The organism is Snodgrassella sp. W8135, from assembly GCF_016101225.1.
Taxonomy (GTDB): domain Bacteria; phylum Pseudomonadota; class Gammaproteobacteria; order Burkholderiales; family Neisseriaceae; genus Snodgrassella; species Snodgrassella alvi.
The window spans coordinates 1,009,722-1,031,654 of the sequence record NZ_JACFQX010000001.1 but is presented as its reverse complement, the minus strand read 5'-3'; the positions used below and the strand labels follow the sequence as shown (position 1 = coordinate 1,031,654).

The following is a 21,933-nucleotide window of genomic DNA, read 5'->3' as shown; positions in this document are numbered from 1 at the left end:
GAGTATTTAAGGATCGTTATGATCATATTTGAAAATATAAAAAAAACTTACATCAAAAATAAACAGCAGGTTCATGCCCTGAATGATATTAACCTTACAGTTGATACAGGTGATATCTATGGACTGATCGGGTGGAGTGGCGCAGGTAAAAGCAGTTTAATTCGTCTGGTTAACCAGCTGGAAAAACCAACATCCGGTACGGTTACCGTAGACGGAGTAGATTTAAACAAACTGGATGCCAAAGCTCAGCGTGAGCATAAGAAAAAAATCGGCATGATTTTTCAGCATTTTAATTTACTGGAATCTAAAACAGTTGCCCAGAATATTGCAATTCCATTAATTTTACAGGGATTAAAACGTGATGAAATTGACCGCAGAGTTGATGCAATGTTGTCATATGTTGATCTGGCAGGTAAAAAGCAAAGTTATCCCAGCCAGTTATCCGGTGGTCAAAAACAGCGTGTCGGGATTGCCCGTGCCCTGATTACAGAACCAACAATATTATTGTGTGATGAGGCTACTTCTGCATTAGACCCTCAGACTACTTTATCTATTCTGAAACTATTAAAACAAATTAATAGCGAACGCAATATCACTATTTTACTGGTTACTCATGAAATGGAAGTGATTAGCTCCATTTGTAATAAAGTAGCGGTGATGGAAAAGGGGCAGGTAATTGAGAAAGGAACTGTACTTGATATTTTCTCTGCCCCTCAGCAAGAGACAACGAAAAAATTTGTCAGCACAGTAATCAATGCAAAAATACCCGAAGCAGTGTTGGATAGTCTGGTTGAACAGGAAAATATATTCAGGTTGGAATTTTTAGGTAATTCAGCCAGAGAACCAGTAGTTAATGAGCTTATTTTAAAACAACTGGTGGAAATTAACATACTTTTTGCCAATATGCGCGAAATAGGCGGAGTAGTACTGGGAAGTATGTTTATCCAGATGAATGGTATTGAGACAGATGTAGAAAAAGCGTTGGCATTTTTGCAGGACAGAGGCGTTCGAGTGGAAAGAGGTGGTGTATGAATCAGTGGTTTGATACCTCATTAACTGCTGACCAGTTTGGTACGGCAATATTGCAAACTTTCAATATGGTCAGTATCTCATTTGTTCTGGGATCGATACTGGGAACAGCCTTAGGTGTACTGTTATTGCTTACCCGTCAGGGAGGAGTATGGCCAAAGCCGATACTGTATAATTTGCTAAATATTATTATTAATATTGTTCGTTCATTACCTTTTATCATTTTGCTGATATGTGTGTTACCGATAGCCAGTCTTGCTATCCATACATCTATTGGTACCAAGGCAATGATCATTCCGTTGATTATTTTTGTTTCGCCTTATATTGCCCGGTTAATTGAAAATTCCTTATTAAGCGTACCGGCAGGTATTATCGAAGCAGCTCAATCAATGGGAGCAACCAATTTTCAGATTATTCGCTATTTTATTTTACCTGAAGCCATGCCCTCTATTTTGCTGGCCTTAACCACAGCTCTTATCGGATTAATTGATGCTACAGCTATGTCTGGTACAGTTGGTGGCGGAGGCATCGGTGATTTAGCTGTTAATTACGGATATCAGCGATTTGATTATGTAATTATGATTGTAACAGTTATCGTTCTGGTATTAATTGTTCAAATTATTCAGACCCTGGGTAACTGGCTCGCAGCTAAGACCAAAAAAAATTAACTTTCTATTTATTAAAAACGGCTTATTTTAAGCCGTTTTTGATGTTTGCATGTATATAAATTTCTTATCTTTGGTTATAAGCAGTCAGTCTTTTAATATTCATATGCAATGATTAGACTACCCAGCTATATTATATTTTTTCCATAAGCCAATTAATCATTAATTCACATAAATAAAACGTACTTGCTGTTATGTGAATTAAAAATATTAAATTGACTATCATCGGAGCCAATAGCATGAAGTTTTTTAAGCAAATTATTATTTTAATTACTGCCTGTCTGGTACTGGGAGCCTGTCAGCAGGATAAAACCAGTAATAAACAGATTATTGTCGGCACTTCACCCGGCCCCTATAGCCAGCTTTTTCTTGATGCAGTAAAACCTATTCTGGAAAAACAGGGATATCAAATTAAACAAATTGATTTTTCTGATTTAATGCAGGCTGATATCGCTTTACAACAAGGCAGTATTGACGTAAATGTTGATCAGCATACTGCCTATATGGATGCATTTAATCAGAATAAAAAAGCCGATCTGATTGCTTTAACTCATATTCCTACTGTGCCAACAGCAATTTATTCTAAACGCCATACAAACTTGCAGGCAATAAAAAAGGGAAGTGCTATTGCAGTACCAAACGATCCGGCAAATGCTGCACGAGCCTATCGTCTGCTGGCAAAAGCTGGCTGGATTACCCTTAAGCCTTCAACCAATCCGGGAATGATCTCTAAAAATGATATCAAGACAAATCCTTATGAATTGAATATCACTGAGCTGGATCCGGGTAATATTCCGCGTACTTTATCAGATTTTGATTATTCAGTTATACCCGGAAGCAGGGCATACGCAGCCAAAATTAATCCTGATCTTGCCCTGTTACAGGAAGATATTATTCCTTCATTTGAGTTAGTTGTAGCGGTAAGAGCCGATAATGCACCAAAAGCATGGGCACAGGCTGTGAAATCAGCTTATAGCTCAGCAGAATTCAAACAGTATATGCAAACACACAATACTAAAAATTACTGGTATGTGCCGAAAGAAAATAACTGAAACAGATGCATAGTTATAAAAAAACTGCCTTTAGACAAAAGGCAGTTATAATTATGTGCAGTGAATTATAGCTTATGCTGCAAAGCGTTTTTCTACTTCATTCCAGTTAACGATTTCCCAGAAATTACTTAAGTAATTCGGACGGCTGTTGCGATAGTCAATATAATATGCATGTTCCCAGACATCGCATGTCAGCAAAGGAGTGTTGTCAGTGGTCAGTGGTGTAGCTGCATTACTTGTTGAAACCAGATCAAGATTACCGTCCGGTGTTTTTACCAGCCAGGCCCAGCCTGAACCGAAAGTACCTGCAGCTACTTTGTCGAACGCTTCTTTGAATGCATTAAAATTGCCCCATTTCGCATTGATAGCGTTAGCCAGAGCACCATTTTCAGTTAATGCCGCACCTTTAGGTATAAAGCCAAACCAGTAAAATGTATGATTCCAGGTTTGAGCTGCATTATTAAATAACCCGCCCGAAGATTTTCTGACAATTTCTTCCAAAGGCATATTCTCAAACTCTGTTCCCTTAATTTGGTTATTCATATTGGTGATATAGGTCTGATGATGTTTGCCATAATGATATTCCATTGTTTCTTTTGAAATATGTGGTGCCAAAGCATCAAGGGAGTATGGTAGTACTGGTAATTTATGTTCCATGGTTGCGATTCCTTCTGATAGAGTGAGTATTGCGTTTTTTGCAGTGAGCTCGATGTAGAGAGTTATATAAGATATATTTGCAAATATATAGAACATTTAACTCACTTTAAACCATTATATGGTTCGTTAATATTGTAATACACAGCCCTTATTACCCGCAAATAAGCAGTCACTTAATGGTAAAATTAAAAAAGTTGTTAAAAAAGTCAGAAGACATGGAAGAAAACGATATCAGTGCAGAAGAAACAAATCAGTTAGCTATGCCGCCGCATTCGATGGAAGCAGAACAGTCGGTTTTAGGCGGGCTGATGCTCGAAAACAGTGCATGGGACAGAATTGCAGATTTAATTGATAAAGACGACTTCTATCGTCATGAACATCGCCTTATATTCAGAGCAATTAAAGCATTAGTAGAGCTCTCACGTCCGGCGGATGTGATAACAGTACAGGAAGAGCTGCAAAAGAGAGAAGAGCTTGAAATGGCCGGTGGTCTGGAATATTTAATAACACTGGCACAAAACACCCCTTCAGCAGCAAATATCCGGCGTTATGGAGAAATTGTTCGTGAACGTTCCATAATGCGCCAGCTGGCTCAAGTAGGAACACAAATTGCCCGTTCGGCTTATAGTCCTCAGGGAAAAGATGCAGCACAAATGCTGGATGAAGCCGAAAACAGCGTTTTTCAGATTGCTGAATCAACTGCACGATCAAAACAGGGTTTCCTGACAATGCCGGTGCTGCTAAAAGAAGTTGTGGCACGAATTGACTACTTGTATTCGCGTGATAACAAAAACGATGTAACTGGTGTTTCAACCGGTTTTATTGATCTCGATAAAAAGACATCAGGTCTGCAACCGGGAGATCTGATTATTGTTGCAGGTCGTCCGTCTATGGGTAAAACGGCTTTTTCACTAAATATTGCAGAGCATGTCGCTATTGCAGAAAAATTACCGGTAGCTGTTTTTTCAATGGAAATGGGTGGTGCTCAACTGGTATTGCGAATGCTTGGTTCAGTAGGCCGTGTCGATCAGAGTGTTCTGAAAACTGGACAATTGCAGGATGAGCATTGGGGTAAACTCAATGATGCAGTAGTTAAGCTCACAGATGCCCCAATGTTTATTGATGAAACCCCCGGATTAACAGCGCTGGAAGTGCGTGCCCGCGCTCGCAGACTGGCACGTCAGCAAGGCGGTAAACTGGGATTAATTGTACTGGATTATCTGCAATTAATGTCTGGTTCAGGCCGCTCAGACAACCGTGCTTCTGAGCTGGGTGAGATTTCACGATCTTTAAAATCATTGGCTAAAGAACTTCAGGTTCCTATAATTGCTTTGTCACAACTATCCCGTACGGTGGAGCAACGTACCGATAAACGACCTATGATGTCAGATTTACGTGAGTCTGGAGCTATCGAACAGGATGCTGATCTTATTATGTTTATGTATCGTGATGAATACTATCATCCAGACAGTCAGTTTAAAGGATTGGCAGAATGTATTATTGGTAAACACCGTAATGGTCCAACCGGAAAAGTTCATCTTACCTTTCAGGGGCAGTTTACTAAATTTGATAATGCGGCCATGCCTGATGGTTATTTTGATGAATAAAAATCCCTTATTTATTATATTAGTAGTCTAAATCATATGTTTTGATGTAAAATTAATTTAAAATAAGTGTATATTAACTTGTGTCCGGCTTATTAGAATTAAGGTTAGAAAATGGCTTCATCTAAACCAACAAATGCTGGTTTTACTTTAATTGAATTGTTAATTGTCATTGCTATTACTGCCATACTGGCTGCAATAGCATTACCGGCTATGAACAGATTGGTTGCATCACACAGGACAAATAACCGAGCAGATCAGATGCTTGCAATGTTTCAGTTTGCAAGAGCTGAAGCTATTCGTACCAATAAACCTGTATTAATTTGTCCTACTGTAATCAAAAAAGGTACAGGTACAAATAATATTTGCAAAATATTTAAAGATTATTCCGATGGGAAGGGATGGGAAGGCTTTCTTGCATTTAATGATAACGATCTAGATGGAACATTTACAATCACTGATACACCTGTGCGAACTGTTGCGATAAATCAGAACACGGATAGGATCAAAGTAAAACTTAACTGGGGAATATGTAAAAATAATACAAATAAATGTACAGACAAAATTACAGATCAAAGCATGTTGGCATTTATGCCGAATGGACAATTCGGTCTAGGTTATAGTGATGATTCTACTAAATGGACAATAGGGACTTCCAATGTAGCTATAGAAATATTTGATGCTAATTACGAAAATATTAGACGTCGCATTGTTATATCACCTAGCGGCAGACCTGTATCATGTTATGGTAATTCTAAAAATGGTTCTGTTTCTGCTTCTACACTTTGTATTGCAAGCCTAAAATAGAGTATATCAAGGAATTATATGGATAAGTATATGTACCGGTATATTTCAGTCAGGATATTATATTCATCAAATAGATTTCAGCGTCAGAATGGATCTACAATCATTGAAGCTATTGTGGCCATGTTTGTCTTGTCATTTGGTGTACTTGCATTAATGCTGGCTCAGATCACTGCAGTTCATACATCTGTAAATGCAGCGAATCAAGGAGAGGTAACCAGAGCAGTACAAAATTACATTGAACTGATGAATTCTCAACCAAAAATTTCTTTAGAAGTAACAGAAGATGCAGCAAAAAATAAGATATTTACTTTGAAAAAGGATTTTTCAGATTTTAATAATAAAAATTGTTCAACTCTCCTCAATATTAATTTAACAAATGCTAAGGTAAACAGCTGTGTAATTACAGATGGTCAGATTACTGTAACCTGGTGGGGGCAGATTCTTAATAAGGATGATGATAACAATGATGATAACAATTTAAAGGATAAAAATCTATTTTCGTATTCCCTGACTGCAGGTCAGTCATGAACACAACAGACAAAAATACAAAGATTGATCCAATAATGAAAATAGTTAAAATCACTAATTTAAAACAAATTCCACGCCGGCAGCAAGGATTCAGTCTGGTCGAACTGATGGTGGCATCTGCAATCAGCATAATTGTTTTATTGGCTGCCAGCTCTACATTTTTAACAACGTATAAATTAAAAGAACAGGTTAAAACACGTATTAGTTATGAACAAGATGTGCGTAATGCAGCAAATGTAATTCGTAGCGATATGCGGCAGTTGGCTGATTTTAGTTGTATGAATCCCCCATCGACATCCCAATTAAACTCTATATTCGAAAATGCATTTAGTGTGAAAAATAAACAGTTTTTATCAACTGATTTACCAACCGCATCTTCTAGTATTGCTGTAAAACCAGTAACAGGCAGTAAGCCTTTAGTGTTAACTTATGTAAGTGATAAATTAGTCAATAGTATTTTGTCTTCGAAATGTCAAACTAATATAGATGATGAAGACATAAGTGGTGCGGTTTATATAGTTGGAACTACAAATTTGGATCCAGATCCGGGATTTTATCGAATAAATTATTCTAATAAAACATTTAGCGCCCCACAACTGGTAGTAAGAAATGTCACTGCTGTAAATTATCATTTTGATTATGATAATCATACTGCAAATGATTGCCCCAGTGCTGCCAGTGCTGCCGGCAGCAAACTCCCTCCGCCTTTGAAAGCCAATGTAACACGTACAACTAATCTTAATTTCAAGTATGAAAAGCCACCTGTTTTAATTGGAGTAACCCTCACAGTAAGACCTAATGGAACAAATGATAATACAACTATCAATTATGAAATTAATGCCTCTGTACGACAAGGTGAAGTTTGTGTAAGTAGCAAAATTTAATTTTATAGACCAATTACTCTGGAAATCGTTGCAGACATGAAAATTAAAAATAAAACCTTACAATCCAGTCAGTCTGGTTTTGCATTATTTTTAGTGCTGATTATGATGATAGTTATTGCTTTTCTTGTAGTAGTAACTATGCAAAGTACATCGATGGATACGCGAACCAGCGCTAATGATAGCGATCATCAGCTTGCATTTCAAAACGCACAGCTTGGTTTGGCTGATGCTGAAAAGAAAATTAGTGAGTGGCCTGGTTTAAAGACAGCACAGCAATTTAACTGTGATTGTAAAGCAGGATTATGTGCAGCAAAAGGAATAGATCCGGCAAAAGTAAACAGCAAAATAGCTAAAGTTGAATCCTGTACTGATTTAAAAGATGTTTGGAAACGATCTGGAGTATTTACAGATATAAAAGATAGTGATCCATCATTCAAATATCCAGATAAGCAAAATGAGAAGGCAGAGTATCGTTATGTAATTGAATATTTAGGGCCTGATACTAAAGCAGGAGTAGGGTATTATATATTCCGAATTACTGCAAAAGGCTGGGGACAAAATGCTTCAACTTCAAGTATTATTGAAGAAACTATTCAAGCCGCTTTATATGATTATTAATATAAAGATTTATATCTGGAAAAATGCATGAAAAAATATCAAAATGGTTTCTCTTTGATTGAGCTAATGGTGGTAATTGCAATTATGGGGATTTTGACTGCCTTAGCTGTACCGGTTTATAGTAGCTATATTGAGAAAGCAGATTTAACAGATGCTACTACTACACTAGCCAATATCAATCAAGATATAGCACAAACAAAACTAAAACTATTTAATAGAAATTTACTAAAAGATGATCTCGATTCATCAATTAAGAATCAATTGACCAAAAATGGTAATGTAGACAAAAAATATGAAATTGGAGTTACATGTAGTACAACTGATGATTGCACAAAATTTCGTTTATATGCAGAACCTAAAAATGGTGTCCATTTAAAAAAATCAGTTTGGATGAGTAATGACTCAAGTACTTACATTTGTAATACAAAATCTGTAAAAAGTATTACAGATCCATCTCAAAATTCTTTGTGTAGCAGGCAATAAGCATTTTTTATCGTAGTACTATACTTTATTTTATGATGGTATTAAGTAAAATCTGAATTCATGTAATTGATTTATTCAAAATAATATTTAATTCAAATAGTTATCTGTCAAGTACTAATTTTATAGTTTTAACGCAAACAATTATTAATCCAGTTTTGTCTTTGCTGCTGATTTAAAACTTGCAAAAACTCATATTGTACTTTTAATTCATCTATATCTTGTTGTATACGAGGCATATAATAGTTCAACACATAGCGTTTTGCTTCAGTTTCATCAAATTTTGGTTTCATCAGAATCTGTGTTAATTGCTCACTTTTACGTTTATTGTTTGCGGTATGCTGCAAATTAGTGTCCTGATTTCGTTTGTACTGCATTCTGATAAGCCTAAGCCTTGTTTTTTGCATTTGAGTTAATTCAAGCTTGCGTAAGTCACAATTAATCTGACCCGAGGCAAAAGTAGAAAAAGTAAATGTTAATAAGACAAAACCGGCACAATAGCGGGTCATTTTTTGCCAGTATGAAAATATCATTTTGTTCTCCCTTTGATTTCTATCAGTTATTATGAGTATACTTCAATAGCAGTCAAACACATATAATGGTAGTAAACTTGCGTAAATAATATAATTTATTATAGATAATGTTTTAATATGAATAAGTTAACGAAACCGGATTTTTATATTGCTCCTAGTATTTTATCAGCAGATCTTGCCTGTTTGGGCAATGAAATTACTTCCGTAATTAACAGTGGAGCAGACTGGATTCACTTTGATGTTATGGATAATCATTATGTGCCAAATCTTACGTTTGGTCCTATGGTTTGTCAGGCAATAAAACCATATGCTTCTGTTCCCATTGATGTACATTTAATGGTAGAACCAGTTGATGAAATGATTAATGCTTTTGCAAAAGCCGGTGCGGATATTATTACTTTTCATCCCGAAGCAAGTAAGCATGTAGATAGAAGCTTAAATCTAATAAAGACAGCTGGATGTCAGGCAGGGGTGGTATTAAATCCGGCTTCTCCAATAAGCTTATTGGAAGAAGTATTAGATAAAGTAGATGTCATATTACTGATGTCGGTTAATCCAGGTTTTGGTGGACAGAATTTTATTCCATCCACACTGAAAAAAATTCGTAAGGTTAGGGCAATAATTGATGAATATGCCTATGAAAGTAAAAGATTTATCCGATTAGAAGTAGACGGTGGAATCAAAATTGATAATATTGCTCAGATAGCAGCAGCAGGAGCTGACACATTTGTTGCAGGTTCTGCAATTTTTGGTCATAACGATTATTTTAAACAGATTTCTGCTATGCGTGCGCAATTAGCTGAAATAAAATAAACTATTCGTACATCATTTTATTTATATATTAATATTTTTATATATTCTGTCATATAAAATATAGTTTATATTGTTAATTTTTAAAAGGTAGCCAGATAAATTTCAAACTACCTTTTATTATTAATCCTAGTATTTCAAATAGTGTATTCCATTAATGAGCTTCATCCCAATTATGCCCATATCCGACATCAGCAATTAATGGAACTTTTAATTTAGCCACATTTGCCATCAATTGAGGCAAATGTGTTTGTACAGATGACAATTCATATTCAGGTACTTGTAATACCAGCTCATCATGTACCTGCATAATCAATCTGGTTTGCATTTTTTCCTGATCAAGCCATTTATATACAGCAATCATGGCTCGTTTAATTAAATCAGATGCCGTCCCTTGCATCGGAGCATTTATCGCAGCTCTGAATGCTCCGGCGCGTTCGTTAGCATTTGTGCTTTTTAAACCAGGCAGATAAAGACGACGTCCGAATAAGGTTTCTACATACCCATGCTGTAATGCTTGTTCTTTAGTTTTTTCCATATATTCGTGTACACCCGGATATCTGTTAAAGTAACGTGATATAAAGTGTTGCGCAGCCTGCAATTCAATTCCTAATGATTTGGCCAGGCCATATTCACTCATACCATAGATTAAACCAAAGTTAATGGTTTTAGCATAACGGCGTTGTTCTGAGGTTATTTGCTCCTGATTTGTCGCAAAAATTTCTGCTGCGGTACGCTTATGAATGTCCTCATCATGCTGAAAGGCATCAATTAAAGTAGAATCATTAGAAAGATGAGCCATAATCCTTAGCTCAATCTGAGAGTAATCCGCAGAAACAATAAACTGGTCGGGTGGGGCGATAAAACTTTTACGAATACGCCGTCCTTCTTCAGTACGTACCGGAATATTCTGTAAATTTGGATTATTACTGGCCAGACGACCTGTAATAGCGACAGCCTGAGCATAGGTAGTATGTACACGACCGGTACTCGGATTAATTAGTTGCGGTAATTTATCTGTATAAGTGGATTTTAATTTAGCCAGACTACGTGTTTGTAAAATAAGCTTGGGTAGGGGATAATCTGCTGCAAGCTTTTCCAGCACGGTTTCATTGGTAGAAATACCTCCGGATGAAGTTTTTTTCAGGCCGGAAGTAGGAATTCCCATTTTTTCAAACAGAATAGACTGAAGCTGTTTGGGTGAGTTTAAGTTAAAAGACTGTCCTGCCAGTTGATATGCCTGTTCTTCGAGTCGAACCAATTCAGTACCAAGCTCATGGCTTTGCTGAGCCAGTTCCTGACGATCTATTAGCACTCCGGTGCGCTCCATGTTATAAAGTATGTTCTCTACAGGGATTTCGAGATTACGATATAACTCAAGTTGCGCTGTATCCATCTGTTTTCTTAGTAAAATTTCTAGGCGAAAACAAACATCCGCATCTTCTGCTGCGTAATTAACGGCATCTTCAAGCGCGACATCAGCAAAACTGATTTGTTTTGCTCCTTTGCCACATAAATCTTCATAATGAATAGTTTGCCAGTTCAGATGTCGAAGTGCCAATTCATCAAGACCATGGCCTAAATGGCTTTCAATTATATAAGAAGCCAGCATTGAGTCACCGGTAATTCCCTGTAAGTTAATCTTATAGTTAGCCAGAACATGTTGATCATATTTAATATTTTGACCAATTTTTTCTGGTAGATCTGCTTCCAGATAAGGTTTCAGGGTAGCAAGCACAGTTTCAATAGGTAATTGTTCACTGATTACTGCCGGGCTGTGTCCGACAGGTATATAAAATGCTGTTCCTGGTTCTAAAGCAATACTGATACCGACAAGATGCGCATTCATCGCATCCAGGCTATCTGTTGCTGTATCCAGAGCAATAACTTTAGCGTTGTTTAATTGTCGTTGTAATTTATTTAATTGTTCAATTGTGGTAATAGCTGAATAGTTTTTGGGTATATTTCTGATTTGTTCAGTTTCTGCTGTATTTTCTATAATTTTAGTATCAGTACTATTATCGGTTTCAATATCACTAAACAGATCATTAGCAGGCTGAGAAGTTTCATTCATATTCTCGTGACAATGATTTTGTGCTTCTTTTAACCAGCTTTTGAAACCAAGTTGCTTGAATTGTGAAATTAATTCTGCCCAATTCGGAGTTTTTCGCTGTAAATCTTCAATTCCGTGCGGTATCTCATGATGTAAATCTACATCAGTTTTAATAGTAATTAATTGATAGGACAGGGGCAATTTTGATAATGCAATTCTAAGATTTTCACCAACTTTACCTTTAATTTCATTAGCATGTTCAATAATATTTTGTAATGAACCATATTCCTGCAGCCATTTAACCGCTGTTTTAGGACCACATTTTTCCACACCGGGTACATTATCAACTTTATCACCAATCAGACTAAGATAGTCTATTATCTGGTTCGGTTTTACGCCAAATTTATTAATTACACCTTCAATATCAAGCTTTTCATTGTTCATGGTATTGACAAGCGTAATTTGGCTGTTAACCAGCTGAGCCATGTCTTTATCACCAGTAGAAATAATAACCTGATAACCGGCTTGTTCTGCTGAATAAGCTAATGTACCAATTACATCATCTGCCTCAACACCTTTGACAGATAAGACCGGCCAGCCCATTAATTTCACTAATTCTGGTAACGCTTCAGCTTGTGGTCTAAGTTCTTCTGGCATCGGCGGACGATTAGCTTTATATTCAGGATAAAGCTGATGGCGAAAATTTTCGCCTTTAGCATCAAATATACAACAAGCATAATCATGTGGTGTATCTAAGCGTAAACGCCGTAACATATTTAGTACACCATATAATGCACCTGTGGGCATACCTGTTGGACTGGTTAATGGCGCAAGAGCATGAAATGCCCGATATAAATAAGATGAACCGTCTACCAGTAATAGTTTTTTTTGCATAATTATTCCAGAAATATCAGTTCTTACTTACACATCCATTATTAGAAGCAAGAAACAGATGTTAGATATAAAGCCTCAATTAATTTGTATTTTACGATAAAAAATATTATTAGTAATTTAAAACTATGATTGAATTAGCCAAGTATTATTGAACGAAGCTTTAACAGATTAAATTTCGCATAATATATATTATGTTAAATTTTAGTATTATATTTAGCTAGTAATAAATATCAATAACAACCTGACTGCCCTAATATATTAAACTTAATATCGTTGACTTGTTTTAGCATTCTGTTTGCAATGAGCACTGCTTCCTGCATCTATCCTTGCATTTCTATCATCTTTATAAGCCTTTGCTATACAAATACTGGACGCATGCCCTATTGCGATCTGTTTACATTTTATTGTCTGTTAACTTGTAGCAATTTATCCGCTAGTAATCTTCTTTAAAGAAATTAAGTTATTGTATTTAAAATTTTGCTGCGATATCTGAATATACCAAACTTCAAATTTCGCAGCACTCTAACATATTATGGTTACATAAATTGTATGTTTAAATTATTTTTGTTTCCAGCGTTGCTGAGATTCACGAATAACACTTTTTGCCTCTTCTATATCTCCCCAGTTTGTTACTTGGGTTGTGCCGGCCTTTTTTAAATCTTTATAATGGTTGAAATGAAACTCAATTTGTTTTATTAATTGTGCCGGTAGGTCGGCCAGTGTTTGAATTGCATTACCATTATTGCGATCGTCGGCTGGTACAACTACAATTTTGTCATCCACTTCGCCATCATCAACAAATTTCATTACGCCAATAATTCTGGCTTCCAGATAAATACCGGTAGTCAATGGCTGATCGGTAATGATTAATGCATCCAGTTCATCACCATCTTCATCCAGCGTTTGCGGTATAAACCCATAGTTGGTTGGTTTTGCAAAAATACCAGGTTCAACGCGATCGAGTTTCATGGTAGCCAGTTTTCTGTCCCATTCTATTTTATGGTTTGATCCGGCCGGAATTTCAACTACTACATTAATAATACCGCCGTCTACATTACCAGCATCCAGAATCTGATTAAAATCTGCCATAATTAAATGTCCTGCTTTAAAGTTTAAGTAGGCGTATTGTAAACAATGGCTTTTTGTTTGCCCATATTTTATTTAAATTTTACCGGGTAAAAAACAATTCATAGCTATTCGTATTCGATAGTTTTTACTAAAAGGCAAACTATATTAAGTTTGCCTTTTGGATTAAAACTAGATTTTATAGCCGTTCAGTTCTTTGATTTTGCTTTCAGATTTTTTAATGACACAATTATCATAATTTATTTGAGTTTCATTAAGATTCTGGGCTGTTGGTCTGGAAAGGCAATATTGGTTTACCTCATCAGACCACTGTTCAAATGTCTGATTCAGGTTCTGTTGTATATCTTCCGGAATTGTTGACCAGGTTAAGTTTACTCTTTTTAATGCGTCAGTTGCCATTTTATCCATTTGAGCTGTTTTTTCCTGTTTAATATCAGCCAGAGAAGATGCCTGCTCATCAAGTAAACTTTGTGCCCGGCTATTTAGTATCATGGTTTCGCAATACTGATTAGCCACTTGTTGTGCTAATGGTGTGCTGTAACCTGATAAAGAACAATTAGCTGCTAATGCAGTGCTATCCCAATCTTTCTGTTCTTGCTGCACTGTTGCTTTGAAATCAGGATCAAGACTAGCCCATACAGAGCGTAAATTAGCTACTGCATTAGCACGTTCTTGCTGAAATTTAATCAATAGTTTATTGAGTTCTTCAGGCGTTTTTTTATTAAGATTCAAACCTGTTTCATCTGTGTCTGCTTCCGTTGTATCACTGGGTTGCTGGGCATTCACTGTGATAACACTACTGGCCATACTGGCTGAAAGAGTATTCGGGTCATTAACAGGAGGTGTATTTACTCTATTGCTGAAGAAAATAAAAAACATCGCTACAAGTATGATTATTCCAATCATGATAATTAAAATAATCTTGACACTGTTACTGTGAGATTGCTGATTTTGAACCTGAGCAGGCTGTTCTATAAATACTGGAATTGATTCATCCTGAGATTCTGCAGATTCTGGGAAGGATGTATTTGTATTTATAGGCTGTTGCTCTTGATTTGATAAGAGTAAAGCTTTTTGAGCTTCATACTCTTCTTTAGTAATCGCTCCTTTTTCAAGCAAATCAAATAATGCTTCCAATTCTTCAGTTATAGAAGATTTATCCATACCCTAACCCTTTAATGTAGACTGTTAATATATAAAGGTTATAACATAAATTAAAGATTTATTTATAGTAAATTTTTATTTGTTTCTGGTATCCGGGCATTGAAATTATTTTTGATATTACTTGAATTTTGATTCTTATAGTCTCAATGGTAAAAAATGGTAAAAAATATATAATTTAAATTTTGAATTAATTGGATTAGCAATGAATAATAGAACTAAACGACTTTTATATTTAATTGAAATGGTTTTCGGAGGAAGTCAAACGAAATTTGCTAGAGCAATCAATAGATCTAATGCTCAAGTAAATGCACTGGTAAGAGAACGCAAGCCTATTGGAGACGCTTTAGCGTTAAACATAGAGAGAACACTTAACCTACGTATCGGCTGGTTTGATATTCCTATTGAAAAGATTGAAGACCAAGTAAATCAAATTACAAATAAAACAGGCACCAACGATATACATTATATTTCTGTTGGGTTAATGAAAATGGCAGAAGAAAACATTTTGCTAAATAAAGATGAAGATGAAGTAGATTTACCTTTTTATACTGATATACGCCTTTCTCCCAGGAATGGGTTTTCTGAGGATATTCAGAATTACAATAATCAAAAATTACGATTTTCGCGTCATATTCTTAGCAAAAATAATATTAATCCTGAATATGCTTTTTGTTTAGAAGTTGAGGGTAACAGCATGGCTCCAATAATTCCTGATGGTGCTATTATTGGTATAAATTGCGAGGATAAAATTCTTCGCGATGATAAACTGTACGCTATAAACCATGATGGACTTTTAAAAATTAGAATTTTAAGAAAAAAAACTAGTAATAAAATATTACTTCAAAGTTATAACGCTATTTCATATATTAATGAAGAAGTTAGTCTAAAAGATATCAATATTATTGGTCGCATTTTTTGGTGGTCAGTATTCCTGTAGTCAATCACTTAATTGATATTTTTCCAGCCTGATTAGTCACCTTAGGTGTAATCCTGACAATGGTGATTTAATTAAAATACATTTACGAGTGTGCTTGTTTGAATTTAAAAGATAGGGTTTTACGATGATTTCTATCAAAACCATTTAAAAGTATTTAAATACTAATTTAATCAGTACAATAGTACCTTTATTTAAGGTAATAATATGAATGGCTTAAATGAACGCTTAAAAAAAGCGCGGTTAGAAAAAGGAATAAGTCAAAGGGAATTAGCAGCCAGAATTGGCAGAGCCCAGTCAGCAATTGCTGCCCTTGAATCAGGACGCAATAAAGAAAGTACAAATATAGCAACAATTGCACAGGTACTTGGTGTCGACCCTGTATGGTTGGAAACAGGTAATGGACAAATGAAAAATGCTTATAAATCAGATGAAATAATTTATGAGAATCAAGCACGAAACGGATTTATTCAATTCAAGAAGATTGACTTATTCGCAGACTCTGAAAACGAAATAAGATTGGTTGAAATTTCAGAAGAATGGGTCAGGAAAAACATAGGTAATGATTTTAAAAATACTTTTATAATTACTGCTCCAGATGATTCTATGTATCCAACTTTTTCTAATAGGGATTTGTTATTTGTAAATATTGCAATTAAATGTCATCGTGGCGATGGTGTATATCTGATTGCTACACCGAAGAGTCTGCTTGTTAAGCGTATACAAGCAACGATTTGCGGTGATTTAAAAATAATAAGTGATAACAAAAATTATGCCCAAGAAATCATTTCACCTGCAAAGCTGAAATCTATACATATTTATGGAAAGATTGAAGCTGCTTTTGCATTCAAAACTTTGTAATAGAACTTTATTAACACAAAAGCCTTGATTTAAGGCATAAATATGTAAGCTAGCTGATGCAGAATAGAGTCTCGATGTATGAGCTAAAAGCAATGGTAGGATTGCAATTACTGGAAATGTTGCAGAAGTACGCTCATCTGGACAATGATCATTTACACGCACACGCAGCTAAGATTGACAGCCTCATGCAAATTGCATGTCAAAAAAATGGCAAACACAGAAATTCAATGGACTATTCATTAACACTTAAACAGTACTGTAACCTATTGAATATAATGGGTTAGTTTGTGGTGGGTCGTCAGGGGATCGAACCCTGGACAAATGGATTAAGAGTCCACTGCTCTACCAACTGAGCTAACGACCCAATAGGATTGCTGATTATACGCGTCTTTACACTGAAGGGCAATATTTAATACGGTGGTGTATAAATATTGCCCTTAGTAAAATTTTTATAAATTGAGATTCAATAAATCGTTGATATTTATGCGCGTAATACGCTTAATCCGCCCAGATAAGGTTGTAAAGCCTCTGGAATATTAATGCTTCCATCCTCATTCTGGTGATTTTCCAGTAATGCAACCAAAGCTCTGCCAACTGCCAGGCCTGAACCATTTAATGTATGTACCAGCTGATTTTTGCCGTCATTATCTTTAAATCTTGCTTGCATACGCCGTGCCTGGAAATCTTCGCAGTTTGAGCAGCTGGAAATTTCCCGATAAGTGTTTTGTGCAGGTACCCATACCTCCAAATCATAGGTTTTAGCGGCACTAAATCCCATATCACCTGTACAGAGAACAATTACCCGATATGGTAATTCCAAAAGCTGAAGAATTTTTTCGGCGTGACCAACCATTTCTTCCAGAGCAGCATATGAATTTTCCGGTCGCTGAATCTGCACCATTTCCACTTTGTCAAACTGATGCTGCCGCATCAGTCCGCGTGTATCTTTACCGTAGGAACCTGCCTCAGAACGAAAACATGGTGAGTGTGCGGTGAGTTTTTTAGGTAATTCATCTTTGCTCAGAATACGTTCACGCACGGTATTAGTCAGGGTAATTTCTGCGGTTGATATCAGATATTGTTCCTGTGTATTTTCTTCGCCTCCGCAGCTTACTTTATACATATCTTCAGCAAACTTAGGTAATTGTCCGGTACCTAACAGAATTTCAGGATTAACAATATAAGGAGTGTAATGTTCTGTATAACCATGCTGCTGAGTATGGGTATCAAGCATAAATTGTGCCAGTGCACGATGCAGGCGAGCTATCGGACCCCGCATTAATGAGAATCTTGCTCCGGATAGTTCAGAGCCGGTTTTGAAATCTAAGCCTAGCGGTTCACCTAAATCAACATGATCCTTAATTGCAAAATTAAATTGTCTTGGCGTACCGAATCGGCGGATTTCGATGTTGTCATTCTCATCTTTGCCCACAGGAACGTCACTATGCGGTAGATTCGGAATTGTCAGGATCAAATTATTAATTTGATTTTGTATGGTTTGGTAGTCTTGATCAACCTTTTCCAGTTCTGTCTTAATTTGGGTTACTTCAGCCATTGTCTGGTTAGCTTCATCATGTTTGCCCTGACCTTTTAGTGCACCAATCTGCTTAGACAGATTATTGCGTTTAGATTGCAACTCTTCTGTGCGTATTTGTAATTGTTTACGCTGTTGTTCCAGTCGGGTGAAAGTTTCGGTATCCAGATTAAAACCACGAGTCTGTAATTTTTGCGCAATACTGTTGATATCCTGACGGAGTAATTGAATGTCTAGCATAATAATATAGTGTGTTTAGTGACAGATTATAGCCATTATTGTAAACGATTCATTGCTAAAATGAATGCATACAAATTTTATTTAGCTTATAAGCTGGGTTTATTTAATGTTAGCTATTTGACAGGTTAGCCAATTGTTGTGTTTTTTGGATAAATTCTGTTTGTTTCGCTTTTGCCTTACCAGAATCTATGGCGGTAATGGCTAAATCAACACCCTCTTCTAATGAAGAAGTTATGTCTGCCGCATAGATTGCAGCAGCTGCATTGAGCACGACTATATCACGGCAAGGTCCTTTTTCTCCATTTAATACGCTATTCATAATATGCAGCGATTCTTCACTATTGGCCACTTTTAAAGGTTTTAAGTCTTCAATTACCGGCATGTCAAACTGAGCCGGATGGATATCGTATTCCATGATAGTGCCATTTTTTAATTCAGCTATGCGGGTTGTGCCGGTAAGTGTAATTTCATCCAGTCCGTCACTTCCATGTACAACTAAAACATGTTTGCTGCCAAGCTGTTTCAGTACACGAGATAAAATCCCGACCAGATCAATATGGAATACCCCTAAAACCTGGTTGGATGCTGTTGCCGGATTGGTTAATGGTCCTAGTATATTAAAGACGGTACGTACGCCTAATGCCCGACGTACGGGAGCTACATAACGCATGCTGTTATGATGATTTGGTGCATACATAAATCCGACACCAAGCTGATCGATACATTCTCCTACTTGTTCAGGAGCTAATTCGAGTGCAGCACCCATGGCTTCAATGATGTCAGCAGAACCGCTTGAAGAAGATACGGAACGTCCTCCATGTTTGGCCACTTTTGCTCCGGCTGCTGCAACTACAAACATGCTGGTTGTAGATATGTTGAATGTATGTGCACTGTCTCCACCCGTCCCAACGATATCGACTAGATGTTCACGCTGCTGTACAGGTACTTTTGTTGAGAATTCGCGCATAACGGTTGCCGCAGCCGCGATTTCCGATACGCTTTCTACTTTAATACGTAATCCGATTAAAATAGCAGCTATGACTTCAGGCGCCACTTCTCCGTTCATTATCTGGCGCATTAAATCTGTCATTTCATCATAGAATAATTCATTGTTGTCCAGTAAACGATTAAGTGCCTGTTGCGGCGTTATCATGATAATTCTTTCTAAAATATAACTATTTTTAAAATTTTTACTTTATTAGTTATGCTGTTGCAGAAAATTGTGCAACATTGCATAACCATTTTCGGTAAGTAATCCTTCAGGATGAAACTGAACACCTTCTACAGGCAGAGTTTTATGTCTGATACCCATAATTTCGTTGTCATCAGTCCAGGCAGTTATTTCGAGACAATCGGGTAAAGTTTCTTTTTCTATAACCAGACTATGGTATCGGGTACAATTTACCGGATTAGGCAGGTTATTGAAAAGGGAGTTATTGTGATGGTAAACAGGTGAAATTTTACCATGCATAACTTTTTTGGCACGTACTATATTTCCGCCAAAAGCATAAGCTATACTCTGATGTCCCAGACAAATACCCAGTATCGGTATTGTGTGTGCAAAATGTTTAATGGTATCAACAGAAATACCAGCTTCTCTGGGTGTGCATGGACCCGGACCGATGACAATTTTATCCGGAGCCAGTCTGCTAATATCTTGCAGTGTAATTTCATCATTATGTTTAACAATTACGTTTTCGCCAAGCTCACCAAGGTATTGCACTATATTAAAGGTAAAGCTATCGTAATTATCTATAAACAAAAGCATTGGCAATACCTTTTAAAAGAAATATCAAGTTGTGAACAAATGAGAGATGGCTAAAACTGGTTAAAGTAAACTTTCCAGTGGGAGTAAGGAGAGCATTTTTACCCAGACACGCTGCCAAAAAGTGGTATCCGGTTCATGATGATAAACCTTTGTTTGATTTTTGTCGTTGGTTTCTGTCCATTCCAGCTTGCCTTGTGGTGTTAGTTTTACCTGATAAGTAACATATGGCAATGCTTCATTAATCGCTTGATTCATAAATTGTGCCATTTCCGGAGACTGTATTACGACACCCATTTCTGTATTGAGTCGTGCCGAACGTGGATCAAAGTTTAATGAACCGATATATAGCTGTTGTCCGTCGATAGTAAAAGTTTTAGCATGCAAGCTTGATTCGGAATTACCTGTAAATGCACGGTCACGAGGTCCTTTTAAAAAGCCTTGATTTTTGAGTTCATAAATTTCTACTCCTTCTTTTAACAACGGTGTTCTATAGTGAGAATAACCAGAATGTACTGCTGCCACATCGGTTGCTGCTAAGGAGTTTGTGAGAATACGTATCTTTACACCCTCTTCTCGTAATTTTTGCAGATATTCAAGACCCGTCTGTGTGGGTACAAAATACGGAGTGATAACCAGTAAATCTCTTTGTGGTTCAACAACAGATGCAGCGAGTGCGTTCAGAGTTAAACTGGCTTTTTGATATTTAATTACCGGTGGTTGTTCTGTATCAGGTTCAATTAAAAGATTATTGTCAGACTGGGTGGCTTCTACTTTTCTCCTGTTTTTGGGCAGAGCTTTATCAGGATTGTCACTTACCAATATCAGGTGTGCCCATTGATAATCCAGTGATCCGTCTAATAATCGGTTGGCAAAATTGTCACGATTATAGGCATTATCATAACTATTGGCACGTAGATGATTGAAACTGCGATGTTTAAATATAGGCATGCTTGCCTGTAATTTAATATGGCGGGGATGAACTATACCGTTTAAAGGATATGACGAAGCACTGTTCCAGTAGCGGTCAAAATTGTTTGAAACCTGATTAACAATAGGTCCTATGGCGAGAATATCTAAATCTACAAAAAGTGTGCCTTTACCCATATCAAAATATTCATCACCAATATTCCGTCCGCCTAGAATAGTGGCCTGATTATCAGCTGTGATAGATTTATTATGCATACGCCGGTTCAGGCGGGCAAAATCTGTCATGTAGCTTAAAGCGCGCCAGTGCCGGTGCATAAAAGGGTTAAATAATCTGATTTCGATGTTGGGTTCTTGATTAAGTGCTTTTAATATATTATCTAGGCCGACAGTATTATTGTCATCAAGCAATAAGCGAACATGTACACCGCGCTGAGCAGCTAAAACTAATTCATGAAAAAGTAACTGACCGGACGTATCGTTACGCCAGATATAGTACTGTACATCCAGACTGTGTTCTGCGGCGCGAACCAGAGCTATCCGTGCGGCGAATGCTTCATGTCCGTCATCAAGCGGATAAAGACCGGATAAACCTTTATGTTCGGATACAAGTGAAGCATTAGCATAGGCAAGAGAGGACGGAGTGTCGGCAGTAATATGTGTTTCAATACTACGCCCCTGTTGAGAAGGCAGGTTTTGGCAGGCCGCCAGAATAGAGATCAGACCCAGTTTCAGGCACCATGTACAGATACGATTTATATATTTACTTCCCATGTTTATGCCGTATATATTGTTAAACTTCAATCTG

Annotated in this window: 21 protein-coding genes and 1 tRNA gene; 12 read left to right on the top strand and 10 right to left on the bottom strand. The window is 36.7% G+C overall.

Annotated elements, in window-relative coordinates:
• Positions 1-18: 18 nt before the first annotated feature.
• The 3 genes from H3T75_RS04615 (at position 19) to H3T75_RS04605 (ending at position 2,746) form a co-directional block, all read left to right on the top strand.
• Entirely contained in the window at positions 19-1,032 is a 1,014-nt protein-coding gene (locus tag H3T75_RS04615) for a methionine ABC transporter ATP-binding protein (RefSeq protein ID WP_198211153.1), read from the top strand.
• Positions 1,029-1,697, top strand: coding sequence for a methionine ABC transporter permease (locus H3T75_RS04610; protein WP_198211152.1), 669 nt, complete (start codon positions 1,029-1,031; stop codon positions 1,695-1,697). The genes H3T75_RS04615 and H3T75_RS04610 overlap by 4 nt, the downstream gene beginning before the upstream one ends.
• A gap of 236 nt (positions 1,698-1,933) precedes the next feature.
• On the top strand, positions 1,934-2,746 hold the full coding sequence (locus H3T75_RS04605; RefSeq protein WP_198211151.1) for a MetQ/NlpA family ABC transporter substrate-binding protein: 813 nt from the start codon (positions 1,934-1,936) through the stop codon (positions 2,744-2,746).
• A gap of 72 nt (positions 2,747-2,818) precedes the next feature.
• Here the strand turns inward: H3T75_RS04605 and H3T75_RS04600 are convergent, their stop codons facing one another.
• Positions 2,819-3,403 (bottom strand): superoxide dismutase, encoded by a 585-nt coding sequence (locus H3T75_RS04600; protein WP_198211150.1) that lies wholly within the window; start codon positions 3,401-3,403, stop codon positions 2,819-2,821.
• A 215-nt stretch (positions 3,404-3,618) separates the two neighbouring features.
• On the opposite strand from H3T75_RS04600, the gene dnaB reads away from it, so the two are divergent.
• The 6 genes from dnaB (at position 3,619) to H3T75_RS04570 (ending at position 8,327) form a co-directional block, all read left to right on the top strand.
• Positions 3,619-5,010 carry a replicative DNA helicase gene (gene dnaB / locus H3T75_RS04595; protein WP_198211283.1) on the top strand — a complete coding sequence of 464 codons (1,392 nt, stop codon included), beginning with the start codon at positions 3,619-3,621 and terminating at the stop codon, positions 5,008-5,010.
• A gap of 111 nt (positions 5,011-5,121) precedes the next feature.
• The gene (locus H3T75_RS10880) at positions 5,122-5,814 is read left to right on the top strand and encodes a GspH/FimT family pseudopilin (protein ID WP_198216765.1); all 693 of its coding nucleotides are present in this window, start codon (positions 5,122-5,124) and stop codon (positions 5,812-5,814) included.
• An 18-nt stretch (positions 5,815-5,832) separates the two neighbouring features.
• On the top strand, positions 5,833-6,342 hold the full coding sequence (locus H3T75_RS04585; protein WP_025330673.1) for a hypothetical protein: 510 nt from the start codon (positions 5,833-5,835) through the stop codon (positions 6,340-6,342).
• Positions 6,339-7,226: a PilW family protein gene (locus H3T75_RS04580; RefSeq protein WP_025330674.1), complete on the top strand. Its 888-nt coding sequence runs from the start codon at positions 6,339-6,341 to the stop codon at positions 7,224-7,226. The genes H3T75_RS04585 and H3T75_RS04580 overlap by 4 nt, the downstream gene beginning before the upstream one ends.
• A gap of 36 nt (positions 7,227-7,262) precedes the next feature.
• On the top strand, positions 7,263-7,844 hold the full coding sequence (locus H3T75_RS04575; protein WP_084551901.1) for a PilX N-terminal domain-containing pilus assembly protein: 582 nt from the start codon (positions 7,263-7,265) through the stop codon (positions 7,842-7,844).
• Between the two features lie 27 nt (positions 7,845-7,871).
• Positions 7,872-8,327, top strand: coding sequence for a type IV pilin protein (locus H3T75_RS04570; RefSeq protein WP_084551902.1), 456 nt, complete (start codon positions 7,872-7,874; stop codon positions 8,325-8,327).
• Between the two features lie 128 nt (positions 8,328-8,455).
• Here the strand turns inward: H3T75_RS04570 and H3T75_RS04565 are convergent, their stop codons facing one another.
• A complete protein-coding gene (locus H3T75_RS04565; RefSeq protein ID WP_084551903.1) occupies positions 8,456-8,857 on the bottom strand; it encodes a Spy/CpxP family protein refolding chaperone in 402 nt (133 codons plus the stop codon).
• Positions 8,858-8,974: 117 nt separating this feature from the next.
• Here H3T75_RS04565 and rpe point away from each other — a divergent pair, with 117 nt between their 5' ends.
• Positions 8,975-9,670 (top strand): ribulose-phosphate 3-epimerase, encoded by a 696-nt coding sequence (gene rpe / locus H3T75_RS04560; protein ID WP_084551904.1) that lies wholly within the window; start codon positions 8,975-8,977, stop codon positions 9,668-9,670.
• Between the two features lie 151 nt (positions 9,671-9,821).
• Here the strand turns inward: rpe and polA are convergent, their stop codons facing one another.
• The 3 genes from polA to H3T75_RS04545 all read right to left on the bottom strand — a co-directional run bounded on the left by polA (position 9,822) and on the right by H3T75_RS04545 (position 14,864).
• On the bottom strand, positions 9,822-12,614 hold the full coding sequence (gene polA / locus H3T75_RS04555; protein ID WP_198211149.1) for a DNA polymerase I: 2,793 nt from the start codon (positions 12,612-12,614) through the stop codon (positions 9,822-9,824).
• 558 nt (positions 12,615-13,172) lie between these two features.
• On the bottom strand, positions 13,173-13,703 hold the full coding sequence (locus H3T75_RS04550) for an inorganic diphosphatase (protein ID WP_084548462.1): 531 nt from the start codon (positions 13,701-13,703) through the stop codon (positions 13,173-13,175).
• A gap of 168 nt (positions 13,704-13,871) precedes the next feature.
• Positions 13,872-14,864: an SHOCT domain-containing protein gene (locus H3T75_RS04545; RefSeq protein WP_084586129.1), complete on the bottom strand. Its 993-nt coding sequence runs from the start codon at positions 14,862-14,864 to the stop codon at positions 13,872-13,874.
• Between the two features lie 202 nt (positions 14,865-15,066).
• Between H3T75_RS04545 and H3T75_RS04540 the strand changes: the two genes are divergently transcribed.
• Both H3T75_RS04540 and H3T75_RS04535 read left to right on the top strand, forming a co-directional pair.
• Entirely contained in the window at positions 15,067-15,801 is a 735-nt protein-coding gene (locus H3T75_RS04540) for a S24 family peptidase (protein WP_198211148.1), read from the top strand.
• Positions 15,802-16,005: 204 nt separating this feature from the next.
• Complete coding sequence (locus tag H3T75_RS04535; protein ID WP_198211147.1) at positions 16,006-16,659, top strand: LexA family transcriptional regulator; 654 nt, start codon at positions 16,006-16,008, stop codon at positions 16,657-16,659.
• Positions 16,660-16,947: 288 nt separating this feature from the next.
• On the opposite strand, the gene H3T75_RS04530 is transcribed toward H3T75_RS04535, so the two are convergent.
• The 5 genes from H3T75_RS04530 to H3T75_RS04510 form a co-directional block, all read right to left on the bottom strand.
• Positions 16,948-17,023, bottom strand: a tRNA-Lys gene (locus H3T75_RS04530).
• Between the two features lie 117 nt (positions 17,024-17,140).
• On the bottom strand, positions 17,141-18,433 hold the full coding sequence (serS, locus tag H3T75_RS04525; RefSeq protein ID WP_198211146.1) for a serine--tRNA ligase: 1,293 nt from the start codon (positions 18,431-18,433) through the stop codon (positions 17,141-17,143).
• 109 nt (positions 18,434-18,542) lie between these two features.
• Positions 18,543-19,586 carry an anthranilate phosphoribosyltransferase gene (gene trpD, locus H3T75_RS04520; protein WP_198211145.1) on the bottom strand — a complete coding sequence of 348 codons (1,044 nt, stop codon included), beginning with the start codon at positions 19,584-19,586 and terminating at the stop codon, positions 18,543-18,545.
• A 45-nt stretch (positions 19,587-19,631) separates the two neighbouring features.
• Positions 19,632-20,201, bottom strand: coding sequence for an aminodeoxychorismate/anthranilate synthase component II (locus H3T75_RS04515; protein WP_084565647.1), 570 nt, complete (start codon positions 20,199-20,201; stop codon positions 19,632-19,634).
• Positions 20,202-20,261: 60 nt separating this feature from the next.
• Complete coding sequence (locus H3T75_RS04510; RefSeq protein WP_198211144.1) at positions 20,262-21,899, bottom strand: phospholipase D family protein; 1,638 nt, start codon at positions 21,897-21,899, stop codon at positions 20,262-20,264.
• Positions 21,900-21,933: the final 34 nt, after the last annotated feature.